We start from the raw sequence: 19943 nt of genomic DNA on the forward strand, positions 1-19943 counted from the left end.
TTTCCAGCGTCGCCAGCCCGTCCTAAGTCTCCTTCTCAACACAGCAGGAGATCCCCATGCCACTGCCCCAAGAGATGCGCTACGTCGACGTGCCGAGCTTCGGAGGGCCGGAGGTGATGCAAATGGCCTCTGGCCCGGTGCCGCTTCCCCGTCCGGGCGAGGTCATCGTCAAGGTCGAGGCGGCCGGCATCAACCGCCCGGACGTCGCGCAGCGCAGCGGCAAATATCCGCCGCCGAAGGACGCAAGCCCGATCCTCGGCCTGGAGGTTGCCGGAACGGTCGTGGCGCTCGGCGAGGGTGTGACTGACGTTGCCATCGGTGAGCAGATCTGCGGGCTGGCAAACGGCGGCGGCTATGCTGAGTATTGCGCCCTGCCGGCCGGCCAAGCGCTTCCCTTCCCGAAAGGCTATGACGCGGTGCGCGCCGCCGCCCTGCCGGAAACCTTCTTCACCGTCTGGGCGAACCTCTTCCAGATGGCCGGCCTGACGGAAGGCGAAAGCGTATTGATCCACGGCGGCTCGAGCGGCATCGGCACCACCGCCATCCAGCTCGCCAAGGCCTTCGGCGCGGAAGTCTATGCCACCGCAGGCTCTGCCGAAAAATGCGCGGCCTGCGAAAAGCTCGGCGCGCGGCGCGGCATCAACTATCGCGACGAGGATTTCGTCGAGGTCATCAAGTCGCAGACCGGCGGCGATGGCGTGGACGTGATCCTCGACATGATCGGCGCTTCCTATTTCAACCGGAACCTCGATGCACTCGGACGTGATGGCTGCCTCTCCATCATCGCCTTTCTCGGCGGTGCGATTGCCGAAAGCGTCAACCTGTCGCCGATCATGGTCAAGCGCCTGACGGTCACCGGCTCGACGATGCGGCCACGCACGGCCGAGGAAAAGCGGGCGATCCGCGACGAGCTGCGCGACCAGGTCTGGCCACTCCTTGAAAAGGGGGACGTTGCACCGGTCATCCACACGGTACTGCCCTTCGACCAGGTGGTGGAGGCGCACCGGCTGATGGAGACGAGCAGCCATATCGGCAAGATCGTTCTGGACCTGCGCTGAGGTGAATCGCTGTCCGGTGTGCGAATGCTAAGCGATGCCGGCCACAGCGCAATTCACATAAATTCGACGCCCGTTACATTACGTGCCTTGCATACTTCGAACGGCGCACCTAAATTCTGTTCATCGTCAACGTAATGAAAGGAAGGTGATCCAATGTCGAGTGAGATTTCGGTCTGCGTTTCGAACTTTGGTAAGGTATCGGTTTTGGCGAGGCAGCCCTCGGCTTAAACGCATCTTCCTTCGGACGCCACAAGCGTCCGGGTTCGTTGAACGGACCAGATTCACGGAAAGGGTCGCCAAGCGCGACCCTTTTTCGCGTCTGGAGCTACCTCCAGACCAAGCGCCCTCCTGACCTCGGCGCTGCTGTGGGTCGCTTCTTTACCGCTCTCGATCCGGCTTTCCACGGCGTCTGCCTCGAGATCGGCTTCGATGTCGTCCAGCCCTTCGGTAATGATCTGCTTCAGAAGATGGTCGCGATCTCGTCCTGTTCGCGAGGTCAGCGTGTCGATCCTCCGTTCGAGATCCGGGGAAAGTTTTGGTATCTGGTTCATGCTGAAAATCTCCGCTTGAGGGGATCATACAGCCGGCAGGCAATTCTTAAAAGCCGATCCGCCCCACCGCCGGCACCTTGATGCCGGGGTCGGCAAGGTCGAGGCCGGCGACCAGGCCGAGGAAATGCACCTCGATGCCGCTGCGCACGCCGGCCGAGAAGCCGAAGAGCCCGCGCAGCGTCACATGCAGGTCACGCCCATCAGTATCCAGATGCACGAACTCGCCGTCCGGGAGATAGTCGCGGCCTACCGCATGCGGCGGCAGGACGGCGCCGAGCTCCGGCACCGTGCGCAGCACATAGGCCACGAAGGTATTGGAGTTGGGACCCGGAAAGATCGTGTAGCCGCCGGGCTCCGCATAGGGGTAGGCGGCGATGGCGCCCTCCACCTTGGGAATCAGCAGCTCCGCATCGACGCCGGTGATCGCCGTGACCATCTGCGGCGTGTTGGAATACCAGAAGGCATCCGCCGGCCGGTGGTTGCGCCGGATCGGCGATCCCCATCCCACCTTGTCGTAGCGCGTATAGCTGTCGGCGCCCTTGTCCTTGGTGACGATCCAGGCATGGCTCGCCACGGCACCCTTCATGCCGCCCGTGGCCGCCGAGAAGACGTAGATGGCCGCCTCCTCGCTCTCGCCCGGCTGCGGCAGGATCTGCGCCGACGACCAGCGTGCCTCGCTCCAGCGGCCCGGCCTCTCCTGGATCGCCCACCAGCCCGCCGTGGCGAAGGTCGGCAGGAGGTAGATGACGAAGATCACCAGCAGCAGCCGTTTCAGATATTTCATGCAAGACCTCGTGCAAACCGTGTTGCTGTCGGCTATGAGCGATTGAAACCGGCAATTCCAGGACTGATCCATGCAAAATCCCGTTACCGTCGAAGTCACCCGCGGCAGCCTCGTCGAAAGCCGGCACCGCGGCCTGGGGATCGTCGTCGATGGCGATGGCAAGAGCCTCTTCTCCTTCGGCGACGTCGACGCCGGCATCTTCCCCCGTTCGGCCTGCAAGGCCATGCAGGCACTGCCGTTGGTAGAGAGCGGCGCCGCTGACGCCTACGGCTTCGGCGACAAGGAACTGGCGATCTCCTGTGCCTCCCACTCCGGCGAGGACGAGCATGTGGTGCTCGCCGCCTCGATGCTGGAACGCGCCGGCCGTGATGCCTCCGCACTGGAATGCGGCTCGCACTGGTCGTCGGACCAGAAGACGCTGATCCACCAGGCTCGCACCCTCGACAGGCCGAACGCGCTCCACAACAACTGCTCCGGCAAGCATTCCGGCTTCGTCTGCACCTGCAGCCATATCGGCTACGAGGTCGAGGGCTATGTGAACTATGACCACCCGCTGCAGGCCGATATCCGCGCCACGATGGAAAGCCTGACCGGCGCCACACTGGCTGCGGACAATTGCGGCATCGACGGCTGCTCCATCCCGACCTATGCCATGCCGCTGCGCGGCCTTGCGCACGGGTTCGCCAAGATGTTGACGGGGCAGGGGCTGGAGCCTGTCCGCGCCAAGGCCTCCCGCCGGCTGATGGACGCCTGCATGGCCGAACCCTTCTACGTCGCCGGCACCAAGCGCACCTGCACCAAGCTGATGCAGGTGGCGCCGGGCAAGATCTTTGCCAAGACCGGCGCCGAAGGCGTCTTCATCGCAGCCCTTCCCGAGCAGGGCATCGCCATGGCGGTCAAATGCGAGGACGGCACGACGCGCGCGGCCGAAGCCATGATCCTGGCGCTGATCGCCCGCTACTTCGACAAGGACGGCGAGACCCACGCGACGCTGATGCAGATGGCCAACCACCAGATGAAGAACTGGAACGGCATGCATGTCGGCGACGTGCGCGTTACCGATGCGATGTTCGCCTGACCTGATGGCGGACACCGGGCCCGGACTCAGGGCTTGTTATTCAGCCTGGATCGACGGCACCGCTCTGAACAGAATTTGACGTCATTCCAGGTCTTCTCCCACTTGCGCCGCCACGCGAACGGCAGGCCGCAGGATGCGCAGGTCTTCGTGGGCAGGTGTGCTTTCTTGATCATCTTCGACACAGAGGGATATTCCGTTGCGGGGCAAAAGGGACGTCCTTACCGGCAGGGGAAACCCCCTAGAGGCTTTCCCCGATCCGCGCCGTGCCGGTCTGGCCGTTGTCGCGGATCCAGGTCAGGCGGCCGTCGCCTGCCCGGTATAGCTCGAAGCACAAGGGTGCACCCTTGTACCAGTTGCGGAACTGCTGGCAGAGCCGGTCGCCCGAAATCCACCATCTGCCCTCGTCCTTCGGTCGCACCAGTCGACCGATGCCCAGCGCCTCGCCGTCGCCGTCGACCACGCCGGACGGCCGGTAGTTCAGCGGAAATTCGCCGCCGAGCGGGGCGCCAAGATAGATGCGCCGCCCGATGATCGACTGCCGGATCTCATCCGCGGTGACCCGCCCGCCCTCGGCCCGGGCAGGAAGGTGAACGAGGGTGGTGATGGCGATGGCAGCACACAGCAGGGCGCGAAAACGCAAGATTCTGGTCCTCCGGTCTGGTCGCCACTTGATACGCGCCGCTTTTGGCGACAGATCACTTGGGGACGGATTGCGCGGTGCCGCCGCGACAACGTCGTCAACCGGAGGACCCGCATGTACACGCTTTATTTCTCGCCGAATGCCTGCTCGCTTGCCAGCCATATCGCGCTGGCCGAATCCGGTCTGCCCTATCAGCTGCGGCGCCTTCAGTTTGCCGAGAACGAACAGCGGTCCCCCGAATACCTGAAGCACAATCCCAACGGCCGGGTGCCGGCGCTGGTGACCGACAAGGGCACGCTGATCGAGAGCCCCGCCATCCTCGCCTTCATCGCCCAGGCGGCCCCTGAGGCGAAGCTTGCGCCGCTCGACGATCCCTTCGCCTTCGCGCGCATGCAGGGCTTCAACAGCTTCATCGCCTCCACCGTCCATGTCGCCTATGCCCATCGCCGACGCGGCTACCGCTGGGCGGAAAGGCAGGAATCGCTGGACGACATGGCCGCCAAGATGCCGCAGAACATGCGCGACAGCTTCACGATCATCGAGAACGACCTCTTCGCCGGGCCCTGGGTGCTGGGCGAGGAGTATTCTGTCGCCGACGGCTACCTCTTCACCATGGCCGACTGGCTGGGCGGGGTCGGCATCGACATCAACGACTTCCCCAATGTCGCCGCTCACTATCGCCGCATGCGCCAGCGCCCGGCGGTCCAGCGCGCCCTGGAGACGGAAAAGGAAGCCGCTGCCGCCTGAGCGTCAGGCGCAGCGGGCAAGCTCCGTTTCTTGCTCCACGGTCGCTGGCAAATCGGGTCGCGGCAGCGGCAGATCGGCAAGCTGCCGCTCGGTCATGGCGGCGATCAGCGGATCTGCGAGCGGATCGTCTTGACAAAGAGACGGGCCATCCGGCGAACGGAGCCACTGAACTGCGTTAAAGAATATCTGTAGCGGCTGCATGGCGGGCACCTCGCAAGTGAGTGTTGACTTGCGAGGTAAAGATGCCGATCGAGCGCGGTCGGATCAATTGAGTTCTTCAGCGAACGGGTATAGAAAACCTGCATGAAGAACCTGAACACGCTGCATCTGAACGGGTTGCGGGCACTCGAGGCGGTCGGCCGCCTCGGCTCGCTTCAGGCTGCCGCGGACGAGATGGGCGTGACCATCGGCGCAGTCAGCCAGCAGGTCATCAAGGCGGAGACGCAACTGGGGCGGCCGGTCTTCCAGCGGCTGCCGAAGGGCATGGCGCCGGTGGCTGCCGCGCGCCCGCTGCTGGCCGGGCTGACGGAAGGATTTCAGTCACTTTCCCATGCCGTGACGCTGGGACGCCAGACCGACGAGACCCTGCTGACGATCTCCGTCGCGCCTGTCTTTGCCGCCCGCTTTCTCGTTCACCGCCTCGACCGCTTCTCGCGCCGCCATCCCGACATCCGGCTGCGGATCGACGCCACGACGGCGCTGGCGGATCTCGGGGCAGGCGATGTCGATCTCGGCATCCGGGTGGGGCGCGGCAGCTGGTCGGGCGTCGATGCGGAGCTGCTGATGATGCAGCGGGTCTTTCCCGTGGTCGCACCCGCGCTGGCGGAGGCGCTGCGGGAGCCGGCCGACATCCTGAAGTTGCCCGCCATCATTGACGGTCCGGCCATGTTCTCCTGGGACGTCTGGCTGAAGGAAGCCGGCCTGGGCGGCGCCGAGATGGCCGCCCGCCATGTCTTCAACGACGCCTCGCTCTGTCTCGATGCGACGATGGCCGGGCAGGGCGTCATGCTCGCCTGGCAGACGCTCGCCGGCTTTGCCCTGGAGCAGGGCCGGCTGGTGAAGCCGTTTCAGGTCGAGGCCCCGACGGGCATGGGGCACTACCTCGTCACCCGCTCCGGCAGCCGGCCCCCCGCCAAGGTTCGGGCGTTCAGGGACTGGCTGCGCGAAGAGATGCTGACGATGACGATGGACCTGGTCAAGCCGGTTCCTGCAGCCGTCGTTCCCACATCGCCTTGAAGGCCGCGCGTCCCTGGCAGGCCTCCAGCCAGGCCTTCAGCGCCGGGCGGGCATCGAACAGCGGCGCATGGCCCTGCGCATAGCGGACGATTTCGGCCACCATGATGTCGGCTGCGGTAAAGCGGCCGCCAACCATGTGGGGGTTTTCCTTCAAATGCCCTTCGAGCACGTCCAGCGGCCGCTCCAGGCTCTTGGCGAGTACCGCCACCGAAGCCTTGCCATCCTCGGTGCCGGCCTGGTCGCTGCCGAGCAGCTTCTGGAGGTCCAGCGCCGATGGTTCGATGCTGGTCGCGGCAAACAGCCCCCACTGCGTCATGAGCGCGTCTTCCGCGATATCCCGTGGTCCCAGCTCCCCGCCATACTTCTTGGCGAGATAAAGCGTGATGGCCAGCGATTCGTGCAGCACGAACCCACCGTCGTCGATCGAAGGGATGGACCCCATCGGGTTGATGGCCAGGAACTCGGGCGACTGGGTGCTGAGCACCGCACCGTCAGCATCTGCCTGCGGCAGGCGGTAGGCCTGGATCACCGGCTTCAGCGCATAGGTTAGGCCGATTTCTTCCGCCAGCCAGAGCGGCCGCGTCGCGCGCGAGCGATAGACACCATAGATCGTCAGCATCGGGATCCTCCTTGGGAATGCCGGGGCACGCTACGGTCTGGCGGGCGCAAACGGAAGATCATTCGCCGTTGCCTGTCGATGAATTGTTTCGATGGGTCAGCCGATCCGGTTGCCGGCGATGGTGAGGTGCGCGAACGCTTCGTCTCCCTTGCCGAGCTCCTGCGTTGCCGCATCGTGCCAGCGAAAGCCGATGACGGCGCCGTCGGCCATGCCCTCGAAGATATTGCCGCTGATCAGCGCGCTGCCGGCACCTTCGGCAACCGAGACGGCACAGCCGATCCTTGCCGACCGCACGATATTGCCGGTGGCGGCGACATTGCGCAGATAGGGTCCCCAGCCCAGCAGCATGGCAAAGCGCGGCACGTTCTCGATGACATTGCCGGAGACGACGGTATCCGCCTCGACGCCGATGCCGATCCCGAAGCCGACGCTGTCGTGCTCGTAGGGACCGGTCAGGGAGATATTGCGGATGATGTTGTTGGCGACGATCGCGAGCCGCCCGCCCTCGTTGAAATTGGCGATGTTGATGCCGTTCGCAGCACCATCCACCAGGTTGCCGGTGACGATCGCGCCCTCGAAGCCGAATTCGGAGTAGATGGCCGTCTCGCCGGAGCGCAGGCACTGATTGTCGGCAATCTGAATGTTCGAGGACGAATTGGCGCGGATCGCCGTGAAGGCACTGTCGGAGATATGGTTGCCGGAGACGATGACGCCGTCGGCGCGGTAGAGGTTGATGGCATTGCCGTACTGGCCGGTGCCGCCATAGGTCGAGCCGGTGCGGCTGATGCGGTTGCCGGAGACGATCGAACCGTCCTCGCCCTTCTGGCGCCGGTGGATCAAAAGCCCGCCGTTGCCGCAGCCGGAGACGGTGTTGTCTTTGACCGCCAGCCCCGTGCTGTCGATCGCGTAGAGGCCGTATTCACCGATCTCCGAGATCCGGCAGTTGATGATGCGTCCGCCGCAGCGCTCGATCTGCAGCGCCGTCTTGGCATTGCCCTTCAGGCTGCAGTTGTCGATCGTGAGGTCGAAGACGTCGCGCAGGTTCAGCATCGCCGGCACGACTTCGGGCAGTGCAAGGCCGGCGCCATTGAAGATGATGTTCGACAGCTCGACCCGGTTCGCCGCTCCCGCGTCGATGAATGAGCCCGTGCCGGAATAGGCGATCTCCGTGGCGCCGGCGATGCCGGTGAGGCGGGTCCTGTCCGGCAGCGTCAGGTTCGACACCTCGTAGCGGCCGGGGGGCAGGAAGACCCATTGGTCGCTGCGCACTGCCGCCTCGATGAGTTCAGTGAGCTGCCGCGTCTGGTCCTCGCCCGGCGTCGGCGAAAGCCCGGCGGCGCCGGCGTCGATCGAGCCGCGCAGATCGGTGAGCGAGAGCGCCGGAGCCGACCAGGCAGCGCGTTGGCCGGCGAAGCTTGCCCCCGCCGTCGCCGCCAATGCCGCCATCATGCTCCGCCTGCTGATCATCCTTGCCATCCCCTGTTGCCCAGAGTGTACGCTTACGCACGATCCGGGCACGAACGCCTTTATCTGGTGCAAACCTCGTATTTTATCTCTTTCTATTAAAGAACATTAAGGAGTTGGCATTCACTATCCCCCGACCGATCAGCCTGTGTGGAAGATCCCGTTCTTAGGAGAGACATCGGATGGAACGTCCCATGTCAAGCGCCGTGCATCCGCAGCCTGCTGCGGATTCACTCGAGCAGTTGTGCAGCCGTCTCCTGAGGATCTCGACGGTCGGGGACATCCACGATGCGCTGCTTGTCATCAACGAGCTGAACGCCCACTCGCTGATCGACCAGTTCCCCGAGCAGATCTACATCAAGGACCGGCGCAGCCGCTTCGTGCTCGCCAATGCCAGCACCGCGCGCTCCCACAACCTCGCCAGCCCGACCAGCCTCCTTGGCAAGACCGACTTCGACTTCTTCCAGCAGGAGGCGGCGGAGGAGCTGTTTCTGGCCGAACAATCGGTGATGTCTTCGGGTGAGCCCATGGTGGACCTGGAGCATCTGGTGGACTTCGGCGGCAAGTTGCGCTGGATGCAATCGACGAAGACGCCGCTGCGGGATCAGGAAGAGCGCATTGTCGGAATGATCGGCATCTCGCGTGACATCACCGAGCGAAAGCGTCAGGACGATCTGCGCCGCGGCCATGCCCGCCTGCTCGACATGGTCGCACGCAGTCGCCCGCTGGATCAGGTTCTCCATGCGCTCGTTGCCCTGGTCGAGGAAGAGCTGGACGGTCTGACGGCAGCCGTCCTCCTCCTGGAGGAGGGATCGGACCGTCTTCGCTACGCCGCCGCCCTGGGTTTGCCTGAAGCCTATCGGGCGGAGATCGACGGCGTCGACATCGGGCCTCGAGCCGGCGCCTGCGGCGCGGCCGCATGGCGCCGCGAGCCGGTCGTCTGCAGCGACGTGCTCAATGATCCGCTCTGGGAGAATCTAAGGTATCTGCCGCTTCGGTACGGTTTCCGGTCGTGCTGGTCGACACCCATCCTGTCTGCGGAAGACACAGTGCTCGGCACCTTCGCGCTCTATTCGAGAACGGTGCGGGAGCCGACGCAGATGGAGCAGGAAGTGATGGCCATGGCGACCGACATCGCCGGCATCGCCATCGAGCGGATGCGGGCCGAGGCCCGGATCCATCACATGGCGCACCACGACCCGCTGACGGGACTGCCCAACCGCACGCTGTTCTGGGCCCAGTTCGGCCGTGCCATCGCCGAGGCGAGCCGGGAAGCGCGCCGGATTACGGTCACCTATATCGACCTCGACAACTTCAAGCACATCAACGACACGCTCGGCCATGCCGCGGGCGACGACGTGCTGCGGGCGCTTGCCCTGCGCCTGTCGCACTGCATCCGCCCCAGCGATCTGCTGGTGCGGCTCGGCGGCGATGAATTCGCCATCGTCTTCAGCAATCCGGCGTATGAGCAGCAGGGCAGCATGGTCGCAAGGCTTGAGGAACTGCGGGCCGCCATCTCCCGGCCCTTCGTCCTCGAGGGAGAGGTGATCGAGGTGACCTGCAGCATGGGTGTCGCCTTCTTCCCCGACGATGGTGACACGCCGGAAGCGCTTCTCGCCAAGGCGGACAAGGCCATGTACGAGGCCAAGGGCGGCGGCCGCGACCGACTGAAGGTCTGGCAGCAGGCCTGACCGCGGGCAGGAGACAGCGACGGGGTGCTAGTCTTTCGCCGTGGCAGCCTCGAAGCCGGTCGTGAACCGCTCGAAGAGTTCTGCAAACACGGCGACTTCCTCCTCCGTCCAGCCCGACAGGACCTCTGCCACCAGCGCCTGCTTCACCGCCCGCACCTCGCGCAGCAGCGTGTCGCCGAGCGGCGTGCGCTTGACGATCGAGCGGCGCGCATCCGCCTGCGAGACCGCCCGCTCCAGAATGCCCCGCGACACGAGTTCGGCCACCATCCGGCTGCCGCGCGAGGGGTCCATGCGCATCGTTTCGGCGATCGCCCCGACGGTGATCTCGCCGCCCTCCGCGCCAAGGATGCGCATCGCTTCCAGGACGTCCAGGTGAGACACGTCCAGACCGGGCGTCACCTTGGCGATCGCCATCCGGCCGATCGTCCGTTTGCGGATGACAAGCCGCATCCGCGTCAGCGTCTGGTCGATAGTCTGCAGGCCGTCGGGCGAACTGGCCCTGGCGGTCGATGGTGCATTCACGGGCATGGCTCCTCACATTCCTCCGTTTCATCCTGCCAGAAACCGGTGAGTTGAACAAGTATTTGCGATTGACATATATGTGCTAAACGCACATATGTCGTGACAATCTCGATCTCTCCCAGGAACCTCCCATGGATATGACTGCCCAGCCCGTGCGTCCGCTCATCGAAGATCACCGGCAGCGGCTCGTCGTCTTCTGGTTCCTGATGGCGGCGCTGTTCATGGCGACGCTGGACAATCAGGTGGTCTCCACCGCACTGCCGACGATCGTCGGCGAGTTCGGGGCGCTGGACCGCTTCGCCTGGGTGGGCTCCGCCTATCTTCTGGCGATGAGCGCCGTCATGCCCGTCTACGGCAAGCTCGGCGATCTCTTCGGCCGCAAGTTCGTGATGCTGGCGGCGATCTCCATCTTCGTACTCGGCTCGCTGCTCTGCGGCGTCGCCTGGTCGATGGACTCGCTGATCGCCGCGCGCGTCTTCCAGGGGATGGGCGGCGGCGGCATCATGGTCTCCATCTTCTCCATCAACGCCGATCTCTTCGAACCGCGCGAGCGGGCCCGCTACCAGAGCTATTCGAGCCTGATGCTGATGGCCTCGGGCAGCATCGGCCCGACGCTGGGCGGCACGCTCAGCGATCTCTTCGGCTGGCGCTCGATCTTCCTGATCAATCTGCCGATCGGCATCGTCATCCTCGCCGGGCTCCTTCTCCTGCTGCCGCACCGCCGGCCGACCCGCCTGCCGAAGATCGACTATTTCGGCGCCCTCCTGCTGGCCGGCTTCACCACCTCCGTCGTGCTCTTTGCCGACGGCCGGCAGATCTTCGGGGCGCTCACCGCCTGGCAGAACCTCGCGGTCGCTGCCATCGGCGTCGTCTGCATCGGCCTCTTCATCGCGGTCGAACGGCGCGTCGCCGAGCCGATCATGCCGCTGCGCCTGTTTCGCGATCCGACCTTCCCGCTGTTCATCGTGATCGCCCTCACCAGCGGCGGCGTCGGCATCGGCCTCACCAACTATCTCGCTCTCTTCCTGCAGACGACGACCGGCCTGTCGCCCAGCGTCGCCGGCCTGTTCTTCATCTGCGTCACCGGCGGCATCGTCGGCGGATCGCTCTCCGCGGGACGTCTGATCGCCCGCTACGGCCGCTACAAGCCCTTCATGCTGATCGGCGTGACGCTGAACATCGTCGCGCTTCTGCTGATGTCGCGGCTGGAGGCCGGAACGCCGCTCATTCTCGTCGGTCTGCTGCTGACGCTGCAGGGGCTCGGCATCGGATTCGGCCAGCAGGCGCCGGTGATCGCCGTCCAGAACAGCGCCCCGCGCGCCGACGTCGGAGCCGCGACGGGCGCCGTCACCCTGAGCCGCATGGGCGGCGCGGCGATTGCCATCTCCATCTATGGCGCCATCATCGGCTCCTACCTCGGCAATCTCACCCTGAACCTGCCGGGCGTCGCAAGCCTCGCCGAGCTGACGCCGAAGCTGCTCGCGACCCTGCCGCCCGACGTGCAGCACGAGATCGGCATGATCTACGCGGGCGCCTTCGGCACGCTCTTCTCCGCCGCCGCCTTCCTCTGCGTCATCGGCCTTGTCGCCGCGCTGATGCTGAAGAACGTCCGTCTGCCGCCCGCCGTCGCCGCGAAAGCCTGATCCCGGATTTTTCCGCCGGGCCCGGGGTCGGATATCTTCTATCCGCCCCCGGCCGCCCTATCTTGAGGGCATGAAACCAGAGGCGCTGCTTCACCCCACCCCGGCCGGGCTGTTCTGCCCCATCGGCCGCTTCCATGTCGATCCGGTCCGGCCCGTCGAGCGGGCGCTGATCACCCATGGCCATTCCGACCACGCCCGCGCCGGCCACGGCAAGGTGCTGGCGACGCGCCAGACGCTCGACATCATGCGCATCCGCTACGGCGAGGATTTCACCGGATCGGAACAGGCGGCCGCCTGGGGCGAGCGGATCGATGTGAACGGCGTGACCGTCAGCTTCCAGCCCGCAGGCCATGTGCTGGGCTCCGCGCAGATCCTGATCGAGAAGGACGGGCTGCGGATCAACGTCTCCGGCGACTACAAGCGCGGCGTCGATCCCACCTGCGCCTCCTTCGTGCCCGTCCCCTGCGACGTCTTCATCACCGAGGCGACCTTCGGCCTGCCGGTCTTCCACCACCCGGATCCGAAAGCCGAGATCGGCAAGCTCCTGACCTCGCTGAAGCAGTTTCCCGAACGCAGTCACCTTGTCGGCGCCTATGCGCTCGGCAAGGCGCAGCGCGTCATCCGCCTGATCCGCGACTGCGGCTATGACGAGCCGATCTACATCCACGGCGCGCTCGCGAAACTCTGCGACTACTACCGCGGGCAGGGGATCGAGCTCGGCGACATCCGCCCGGCGACGATCGAGAAGAGCACGCCGGACCTCTTCAAGGGCGCCGTCGTCGTCGGCCCGCCGTCGGCCTTTCAGGATCGCTGGGCGCGCCGCTTCAACGAGCCGCTGATCTCGTTTGCCTCCGGCTGGATGATGGTGCGCCAGCGCGCCAAGCAGGGCGGCGTGGAGCTGCCGCTGGTCATCTCCGACCATTGCGACTGGCCGGAGCTGCTGGAGACCATCCGCGAGGTCTCGCCCTCCGAGGTCTGGGTCACCCATGGCCGGGAGGAGGCGCTGGTGCGTTGGTGCGAACTCCAGGGCCTCCCCGCCCGCCCGCTGCATCTGGTCGGCTATGAGGACGAGGGGGATTGATGATGGAACTCGGAATTACCCCCCTCTGCCCTGCCGGGCATCTCCCCCACAAGGGGGGAGATCGGATGGAGCGCTGCCGCAGGCTCCCAATCTCCCCCCTTGTGGGGGAGATGTCACGAAGTGACAGAGGGGAATATGCCTCGCCCTCTGCCGTCGAGGTCACCCCATGAAAGCCTTCTCCGACCTCCTCGACCGCCTCGTCCTCACCCCCTCGCGCAACGGCAAGCTGAAGCTGCTCGCCGATCGTTTCCGCGGCACCCCCCTCTGCCCTGCCGGGCATCTCCCCCACAAGGGGGGAGATCGGATGGGGCGTGACCGCTGGCTCCCAATCTTCCCTCTTGTGGGGGAGATGTCACGAAGTGACAGAGGGGGGTATGCCTCGCCCTCTGCCGTCGAGGTCACCCCATGAAAGCCTTCTCCGACCTCCTCGACCGCCTGGTCCTCACCCCCCCGAGCAACGGCAAGCTGAAGCTGCTCGCCGATCGTTTCCGCGGCACCCCCCTCTGGCCTGCCGGGCATCTCCCCCACAAGGGGGGAGATCGGATGGGGCGTGACCGCTGGCTCCCAATCTCCCCCCTTGTGGGGGAGATGTCACGAAGTGACAGAGGGGAATATGCCTCGCCCTCTGCCGTCGAGGTCAGCCCATGAAAGCCTTCTCCGACCTCCTCGACCGCCTCGTCCTCACCCCCTCGCGCAACGGCAAGCTGAAGCTGCTCGCGGACTATTTTCGCGACACGCCCGATCCGGACCGCGGCTATGGCCTTGCCGCGCTCGCCGGCACGCTCGACCTGCGAAGCGTCAAGCCGGCGCTGCTGCGCGAGCTCGTGCTGGAAAAGCTCGACCCGGTGCTCTTCCAGTATTCCTACGACTACGTCGGCGATTTGGCCGAAACCATCGCGCTCGTCTGGGACGGCGGCGAGAAGGACGACACGGTGGACGAGGCGCAGCCGCGGCTCTCCGAGGTCGTGACGATGATGAACGCGCTCGGCCGCACCGAGGTCCGCGCCGCGGTGCGCACGCTTCTCGACGAGCTCGATCCGGCCGGCCGCTTCGCCTTCCTGAAGCTTGCCACCGGTTCGCCGCGCATCGGCGTCTCGGCGCGGCTTGCCAAGCAGGCGCTCTCCGACATGAGCGGCACGGGCGAGCACGGCCGCGACGTGACCGAGATCGAGACGCTCTGGCACGGCCTGGAGCCGCCCTACGAGCCGCTGTTTGCCTGGCTGGAGGGCAGGGCGGAGAAGCCGGTGCTGGCAACGCCGGCGATCTTCCACTCCGTGATGCTCGCCAATCCGGTGGAAAACGGCGATCTGGAGAAGCTCGATCCGGCCGACTACGCCGCGGAATGGAAATGGGACGGCATCCGCGTGCAGATGTCGAGCTACGGCGGCACGAAAAAACTCTATTCCCGCTCCGGCGACGACATCACCGGAGCCTTTCCCGACGTGGTGGGCTCGATCAATTTCGACGGCGTGGTGGACGGCGAGCTGCTGGTCGGAGGCACGATGCGCTCCAACAACCCGACCCGCACCTTCTCCGATTTGCAGCAGCGGCTGAACCGCAAGACGGTGACCGCCCGCATGCTGGAGGATTATCCCGCCTTCGTGCGTGCCTATGACTTCCTCTTCGAAGGCGATGAGGACATCCGCGCGAAAACCTTCCTGGAGCGTCGCTTGCGGCTCGGCACGGTGATCGAAAAGGCGCCGCACGACCGCTTCGACCTGTCGGACCTCGTGCCCTTCTCCGACTGGAAGGAGCTCGACCGGCTGCGCATCGAGCCGCCCGATCCCGTGATCGAAGGCGTCATGATCAAGCGCCGTGACAGCGTCTACCAGGCCGGACGGCTGAAGGGGCCCTGGTTCAAGTGGAAGCGCGAGCCCTACAATATCGATGCCGTGATGCTCTATGCCCAGCGCGGCCACGGCAAGCGTTCCAGCTATTATTCCGATTTCACCTTCGGAGTGTGGACGCAGACGCCGGAGGGCGACCAGCTGGTCCCGGTCGGCAAGGCCTATTTCGGCTTCACCGACGCCGAACTGGAAGTGCTCGACAAGTTCGTGCGCGACAACACGGTGGAGCGCTTCGGGCCGGTGCGGGCCGTTCGCGCCGAACCGGATTTCGGCTTCGTGCTCGAGGTCGCCTTCGAGGGGATCAACCGCTCCACCCGCCACAAGTCGGGCGTCGCCATGCGCTTCCCCCGCATTGCGAGGCTTCGCGCCGACAAGCTGCCGCGCGACGCCGACCGGCTCTCGACCCTGACGGCGATGATCGAGGCGGCCTCGCCGAGTTCCTGAAGGCAGGACAATGCAAAAGGCCGGGAGCATTTCCGCTCCCGGCCTTTTTATGTGCGTACGAGGCAGAGCTCTCAGAACTCTTCCCAGCTCTCCGTGCTGGTTGCAGCGGCAGCGGAAGCCTTGCCACCGCCGAACGCCTTGGCGATCTTGCCGACCATGCCGCGCGCCGGCGAAGCGGCCGGGGCGTGCGTCGGACGGGCGGCCATCACGGAAGCGGTGGAGCGCAGGGCGGCAGCCGGCGTGCTGCCGCGGCCGAGATCGAACTGGCCGATCAGCTCGCGCAGGCGGTTGGCCTCGCTGGCAAGCGTGGCGCCGGCGGCATTGGCCTCTTCCACCATGGCGGCGTTCTGCTGCGTCACCTGGTCCATCTGGTTGACGGCCGTGTTGACCTCGTTCAAGCCGACCGACTGCTCTCTGGAAGACGTGGCGATCGCATCCATGTGCTGGTTGATGGTGACGATATAGGTCTCGATCGTCTTCAGCGCCTCGCCGGTCTGGCTGACGAGCTGCACGCCGTTGGCGACTTCGACGGAGGAGTTGCGGATCAGGTCCTTGATCTCCTTGGCAGCCGTTGCCGAGCGCTGTGCCAGCTCCCGGACTTCCTGGGCAACGACCGCAAAGCCCTTGCCGGCTTCACCGGCGCGCGCCGCCTCGACGCCGGCATTCAGCGCCAGCAGGTTGGTCTGGAAGGCGATGTCGTCGATGACGCCGATGATGTTGGAGATCTGGTTCGAGGACTGTTCGATCTTGCCCATGGCGTCAACCGCATTGGCAACGACCTTGCCGGACTGGGCGGCGTTCTGGTTGGCCTGGATCGCCACGTTGCGGGCCTCCTCGGCACGCTTGGAGGAATTGGCGACATTGGTGGTGATCTGGTCGAGCGCCGCCGCAGTCTCTTCGAGCGATGCCGCCTGCTGTTCGGTGCGCTTGGACAGATCGTCGGCGCTGTGGCTCACTTCACGCGAGCCGCTGTCGATCGCCCCGGTTGCCTCGGACACCGAGGTCATCGTGTCCTTGAGCTGCAGGACGGCCTGGTTGAAGTCGGCGCGCAGGCTTTCAAACTCTTCGGCAAAGGCCTGCGACAGCTGGAACCCGAGGTTGCCCGCGGCGAGCTGCTTGAGGCCGTCGGCCAGACCGCGGGTTGCCTGTGCCATGGCTTCCGCGCGGATGCGGTCCTGTTCGGCTGTCCGGCGGCGCTGCTCCTCGGTCTGGTTGCGCTGGCTCTCGCTTTCCTGCTCCAGTGCACGAGCATGGATGGCATTGTCCTTGAAGACCTGGACCGCGCGCGCCATGGCGCCGACTTCGTCGGGACGGTTTTCGCCTTCAATTGCAGCATTGAGATCGCCGCCCGCAAGCCGCGACATCGTCCCGGTCAGGCGCCCGAGGACGCCGCCGAGGGAGCGGGCGAAGATGAAGAAGCCGAGGAGCGAGAGCAGCGAGACGATGATGGTCCCGGCGACCGTGGTCCAGAGCGCGCTGCGAGCATCTTCCAGCACGGAGGTGACGTCGGAGGCGATCTCCAGCACGCCGATCTTGACGCCGGAGAAGTTGTTGAAGGGAACCGTCTTGACGATGTAGCTCCCGCTGTCCGTCGTGACCTGCTGCTGGCTGAAGGTACCGTCGAAGGCGGCCTGAAGCGTCTCGCCCGACAGGTAGGTGTTCTCGGAGGTCGACGCCTGCTTCTCGAGCTTGCCGTCCACGAGGATGTACACGGCAACATTGCCGCCGATCCGGTCCGCGAGAGGCTTGAAATAGGCGTTCGTCAGGCTCGTGCCGACGTCCACGACACCGACGACGTTTCCGTCACGAATGACGGGAGCCGTGGCGAACATGCTGACCGCCGTGCGGCCGGGTTCCGTGCCTGCGATCAGCTTGCCCGAGGAAAGCGCTTCGACTACCGTCTTGCGGCGGGCCTTCATATCATCGCCGAACTTGTCCGGCGTGTGGATGCGGGCAACTGCTTCACCGTTCGCATTGGCAAGTGTCATCAGCTGCAGGCCGCCTTCGCTGATGATCGTGGGCCACGCAGCGGCGAAGCGACCGATGATCTCGTCGCGCGCATTGGTCTCGATCAGCCCGGCTATGTCCGGCTGGCCGGCAACCGCAAGCGCCAGCGCCGAGGCCGCCTTCTTCTGAGCCGCCATGTCGGTCTCGATGAGGGCAAGATCGCCCGCTGCTTCGCGGTTCAGTGCATCTTCCGTCGCAACCGACTGGCGATGCCACGCCGTCCCGCCGATGGCGATACTGGAAAACAGAACGGCGGCAAAGCCGCACGCAGTGATCGTCATCCACAACGGACGCTTGATTTCGATGTCAGACAATTTCCATACCCCTAGCCTGTATTAGCTTAGTGGTATTCATGACAGGAAAGTTTCACGTTTTACTAAATCTGACTCAGCGAAAATACATCCTCATTTCTTCTAGTCGATTGCAGTTCGTCTGCTGTTTGATCTCGACTGTACGGGCGTCAGACGACCGCTGCCCCAAACATGAAAGGCCGGAAGCGTGTCCGCTTCCGGCCTTTCTTGGTCATTCTGAAAGAGCTCTTAGAACTCTTCCCAGCTCTCCGTGCTGGTCGCGGCGGCAGCGGAAGCCTTGCCACCGCCGAACGCCTTGGCGATCTTGCCGACCATGCCGCGCGCCGGCGAAGCGGCCGGGGCGTGCGTCGGACGGGCCGCCATGACGGAAGCGGTGGAGCGCAGGGCGGCAGCCGGCGTGCTGCCGCGGCCGAGGTCGAACTGGCCGATCAGCTCGCGCAGGCGGTTGGCTTCGCTGGCAAGCGTGGCGCCGGCGGCATTGGCCTCTTCCACCATGGCGGCGTTCTGCTGGGTCACCTGGTCCATCTGGTTGACGGCCGTGTTGACCTCGTTCAAGCCGACCGACTGCTCTCTGGAAGACGTGGCGATGGCGTCCATGTGCTGGTTGATGGTGACGATATAGGTCTCGATCGTCTTCAGCGCCTCGCCGGTCTGGCTGACGAGCTGCACGCCGTTGGCGACTTCCACGGAGGAGTTGCGGATCAGGTCCTTGATCTCCTTGGCAGCGGTTGCCGAGCGCTGTGCAAGCTCCCGGACTTCCTGGGCAACGACCGCAAAGCCCTTGCCGGCTTCACCGGCGCGCGCCGCCTCGACGCCGGCATTCAGCGCCAGCAGGTTGGTCTGGAAGGCGATGTCGTCGATGACGCCGATGATGTTGGAGATCTGGTTCGAGGACTGTTCGATCTTGCCCATGGCGTCGACCGCATTGGCCACGACCTTGCCGGACTGGGCGGCGTTCTGGTTGGCCTGGATCGCCACGTTGCGGGCCTCTTCGGCACGCTTGGAGGAGTTGGCGACATTGGTGGTGATCTGGTCGAGCGCCGCGGCGGTCTCTTCGAGCGAGGCCGCCTGCTGCTCGGTGCGCTTGGACAGGTCCTCGGCACTCTTGCTGACCTCTCGCGAGCCGCTGTCGATCGAACTGGTCGATCCGGCCACCGATGTCATCGTGTCCCTTAGCCGGGTGACGGCCTGGTTGAAATCGTCCCGCAGGCTCTCGAACTCTTCGGCGAACGCTTGCGACAGCTGGAAGGTCAGGTCGCCGGCAGCCAGTTGCTTCAGGCCGTCCGCAAGCCCGCTCGTCGCCTGGGCCATGGCTTCGGCCCGCACGCGCTCCTGCTCTGCGGTCCGGCGGCGCTGCTCCTCGCTCTGCTGGCGCTGCTGGGCCATTTCATCCTCCCGCCGGCGCCGTTCCAGTGCGTTGTTGCGGAAAATCTCCACGGCAGCGGCCATCTCGCCGATCTCGTCGGCCCGGCCGGCGTAAGGGATTGCGGAGTCCGCATCGCCTGTTGCCAGGTTTTTCATCGAGCGGGTGATCGTCTGAATCGGCTTGGCGATGCCGGTGATGACGAACCAGATGGCGCCGACGATGGCGAGCGCTACGATGCCGATGACGGTGAAGGTGACCGTCAGGGTTGTGTTATAGGCATTCGTGGCGCTCTCATATGCGTCCGTTGCATGGCCAGTGCTGATCTCGACCAGCCGGGCAAGAGCGGCGGAGGCGGCTTCCGCGGGTTTGACCATCTCGGTTCTGAGGATTGTGTTGGCGCCCTGCAGATCTGCGGCATTGGATAGTTTGAGAACCCCTGCTCCGAGCACGACATAGGACTTCATGGCTTCATCGACGGCGTTCAGCGCCGCGGTTTCTTCCGGTGTCGGCTCGAACGATCTTGCCTTGCGAAGGTCCTCCCCGAAGGCGGCATAGGCGGTATTGATGGACTTCTCCGCATTTGCCTTGCCTTCGGTGTCGGCGCGCAGGATGTGGCTGCGGAAGGAGTTGCGGATCCTTTCGACCTGCACTTCCATGTCCTTCATCGTCACGACGCTCGGCATCGCTTCCGTCGCGATCTCGATCAGGTGGTGCTCGACCGCACTGAGGCGATTGACGGCAAAGGCGCCGAAGAAGGCGAAGGCGGCACCGAGAAGGATCAGGATGCCGGCAAGAGCTGTTTTGACTTTGGGGCGTGACATGGAAGGTTCCGTTCTCAGGAGGGCTCGACCGTT

At 65.0% G+C, this 19943-nt stretch carries 19 protein-coding genes; 9 read left to right on the forward strand and 10 right to left on the reverse strand.

Features of this window, described 5'->3' with window-relative positions; all coding sequences use genetic code 11:
* The first annotated feature begins 56 nt into the window (after positions 1-56).
* The gene (locus M1E10_RS12810; protein WP_499176795.1) at positions 57-1058 is read left to right on the forward strand and encodes an NAD(P)H-quinone oxidoreductase; all 1002 of its coding nucleotides are present in this window, start codon (positions 57-59) and stop codon (positions 1056-1058) included.
* A gap of 281 nt (positions 1059-1339) precedes the next feature.
* On the opposite strand, the gene relB is transcribed toward M1E10_RS12810, so the two are convergent.
* Together relB and M1E10_RS12820 are read right to left on the reverse strand one after the other, a co-directional pair.
* Positions 1340-1609: a type II toxin-antitoxin system RelB family antitoxin gene (gene relB, locus M1E10_RS12815; RefSeq protein WP_499176796.1), complete on the reverse strand. Its 270-nt coding sequence runs from the start codon at positions 1607-1609 to the stop codon at positions 1340-1342.
* Positions 1610-1655: 46 nt separating this feature from the next.
* Positions 1656-2393, reverse strand: a complete 738-nt coding sequence (locus tag M1E10_RS12820) for a DUF3750 domain-containing protein (protein ID WP_499176797.1) — start codon at positions 2391-2393, stop codon at positions 1656-1658.
* A gap of 70 nt (positions 2394-2463) precedes the next feature.
* Here M1E10_RS12820 and M1E10_RS12825 point away from each other — a divergent pair, with 70 nt between their 5' ends.
* Entirely contained in the window at positions 2464-3471 is a 1008-nt protein-coding gene (locus tag M1E10_RS12825) for an asparaginase (RefSeq protein ID WP_499176798.1), read from the forward strand.
* A gap of 26 nt (positions 3472-3497) precedes the next feature.
* On the opposite strand, the gene M1E10_RS12830 is transcribed toward M1E10_RS12825, so the two are convergent.
* Positions 3498-3644, reverse strand: a complete 147-nt coding sequence (locus tag M1E10_RS12830; RefSeq protein ID WP_499176799.1) for a DUF2256 domain-containing protein — start codon at positions 3642-3644, stop codon at positions 3498-3500.
* 65 nt (positions 3645-3709) lie between these two features.
* On the reverse strand, positions 3710-4111 hold the full coding sequence (locus M1E10_RS12835; protein ID WP_499176800.1) for a hypothetical protein: 402 nt from the start codon (positions 4109-4111) through the stop codon (positions 3710-3712).
* 114 nt (positions 4112-4225) lie between these two features.
* On the opposite strand from M1E10_RS12835, the gene M1E10_RS12840 reads away from it, so the two are divergent.
* A complete protein-coding gene (locus M1E10_RS12840) occupies positions 4226-4858 on the forward strand; it encodes a glutathione S-transferase family protein (protein WP_499176801.1) in 633 nt (210 codons plus the stop codon).
* A gap of 3 nt (positions 4859-4861) precedes the next feature.
* On the opposite strand, the gene M1E10_RS12845 is transcribed toward M1E10_RS12840, so the two are convergent.
* Positions 4862-5059: a hypothetical protein gene (locus M1E10_RS12845; protein ID WP_499176802.1), complete on the reverse strand. Its 198-nt coding sequence runs from the start codon at positions 5057-5059 to the stop codon at positions 4862-4864.
* 102 nt (positions 5060-5161) lie between these two features.
* Between M1E10_RS12845 and M1E10_RS12850 the strand changes: the two genes are divergently transcribed.
* Positions 5162-6094, forward strand: coding sequence for a LysR family transcriptional regulator (locus M1E10_RS12850; protein WP_499176803.1), 933 nt, complete (start codon positions 5162-5164; stop codon positions 6092-6094).
* Here M1E10_RS12850 and M1E10_RS12855 read toward each other — a convergent pair.
* Both M1E10_RS12855 and M1E10_RS12860 read right to left on the reverse strand, forming a co-directional pair.
* Positions 6054-6713, reverse strand: a complete 660-nt coding sequence (locus M1E10_RS12855) for a glutathione S-transferase family protein (RefSeq protein WP_499176804.1) — start codon at positions 6711-6713, stop codon at positions 6054-6056. The two genes, M1E10_RS12850 and M1E10_RS12855, sit on opposite strands and share 41 nt — an antisense overlap.
* A 96-nt stretch (positions 6714-6809) precedes the next feature.
* Positions 6810-8180, reverse strand: a complete 1371-nt coding sequence (locus M1E10_RS12860; protein ID WP_499176806.1) for a TIGR03808 family TAT-translocated repetitive protein — start codon at positions 8178-8180, stop codon at positions 6810-6812.
* A gap of 179 nt (positions 8181-8359) precedes the next feature.
* Here M1E10_RS12860 and M1E10_RS12865 point away from each other — a divergent pair, with 179 nt between their 5' ends.
* Positions 8360-9868 carry a diguanylate cyclase domain-containing protein gene (locus M1E10_RS12865; protein ID WP_499176807.1) on the forward strand — a complete coding sequence of 503 codons (1509 nt, stop codon included), beginning with the start codon at positions 8360-8362 and terminating at the stop codon, positions 9866-9868.
* 27 nt (positions 9869-9895) lie between these two features.
* Here M1E10_RS12865 and M1E10_RS12870 read toward each other — a convergent pair whose 3' ends face one another.
* Positions 9896-10390 carry a MarR family winged helix-turn-helix transcriptional regulator gene (locus M1E10_RS12870; RefSeq protein WP_499176808.1) on the reverse strand — a complete coding sequence of 165 codons (495 nt, stop codon included), beginning with the start codon at positions 10388-10390 and terminating at the stop codon, positions 9896-9898.
* A 131-nt stretch (positions 10391-10521) separates the two neighbouring features.
* Between M1E10_RS12870 and M1E10_RS12875 the strand changes: the two genes are divergently transcribed.
* The 4 genes from M1E10_RS12875 to M1E10_RS12890 all read left to right on the forward strand — a co-directional run bounded on the left by M1E10_RS12875 (position 10522) and on the right by M1E10_RS12890 (position 15405).
* Positions 10522-12033, forward strand: coding sequence for an MDR family MFS transporter (locus M1E10_RS12875; RefSeq protein WP_499176809.1), 1512 nt, complete (start codon positions 10522-10524; stop codon positions 12031-12033).
* 70 nt (positions 12034-12103) lie between these two features.
* Positions 12104-13114, forward strand: a complete 1011-nt coding sequence (locus M1E10_RS12880; protein ID WP_499176810.1) for a ligase-associated DNA damage response exonuclease — start codon at positions 12104-12106, stop codon at positions 13112-13114.
* A 166-nt stretch (positions 13115-13280) separates the two neighbouring features.
* Entirely contained in the window at positions 13281-13523 is a 243-nt protein-coding gene (locus M1E10_RS12885) for a hypothetical protein (protein ID WP_499176811.1), read from the forward strand.
* Positions 13524-13758: 235 nt separating this feature from the next.
* Positions 13759-15405, forward strand: coding sequence for an ATP-dependent DNA ligase (locus M1E10_RS12890; protein ID WP_499176812.1), 1647 nt, complete (start codon positions 13759-13761; stop codon positions 15403-15405).
* Between the two features lie 71 nt (positions 15406-15476).
* On the opposite strand, the gene M1E10_RS12895 is transcribed toward M1E10_RS12890, so the two are convergent.
* Positions 15477-17726 carry a methyl-accepting chemotaxis protein gene (locus M1E10_RS12895; protein ID WP_499176813.1) on the reverse strand — a complete coding sequence of 750 codons (2250 nt, stop codon included), beginning with the start codon at positions 17724-17726 and terminating at the stop codon, positions 15477-15479.
* Between the two features lie 225 nt (positions 17727-17951).
* Positions 17952-19910 carry a HAMP domain-containing methyl-accepting chemotaxis protein gene (locus M1E10_RS12900; protein ID WP_499176814.1) on the reverse strand — a complete coding sequence of 653 codons (1959 nt, stop codon included), beginning with the start codon at positions 19908-19910 and terminating at the stop codon, positions 17952-17954.
* Positions 19911-19943: the final 33 nt, after the last annotated feature.

The organism is Rhizobium sp. PK7-22 (assembly GCF_056530405.1).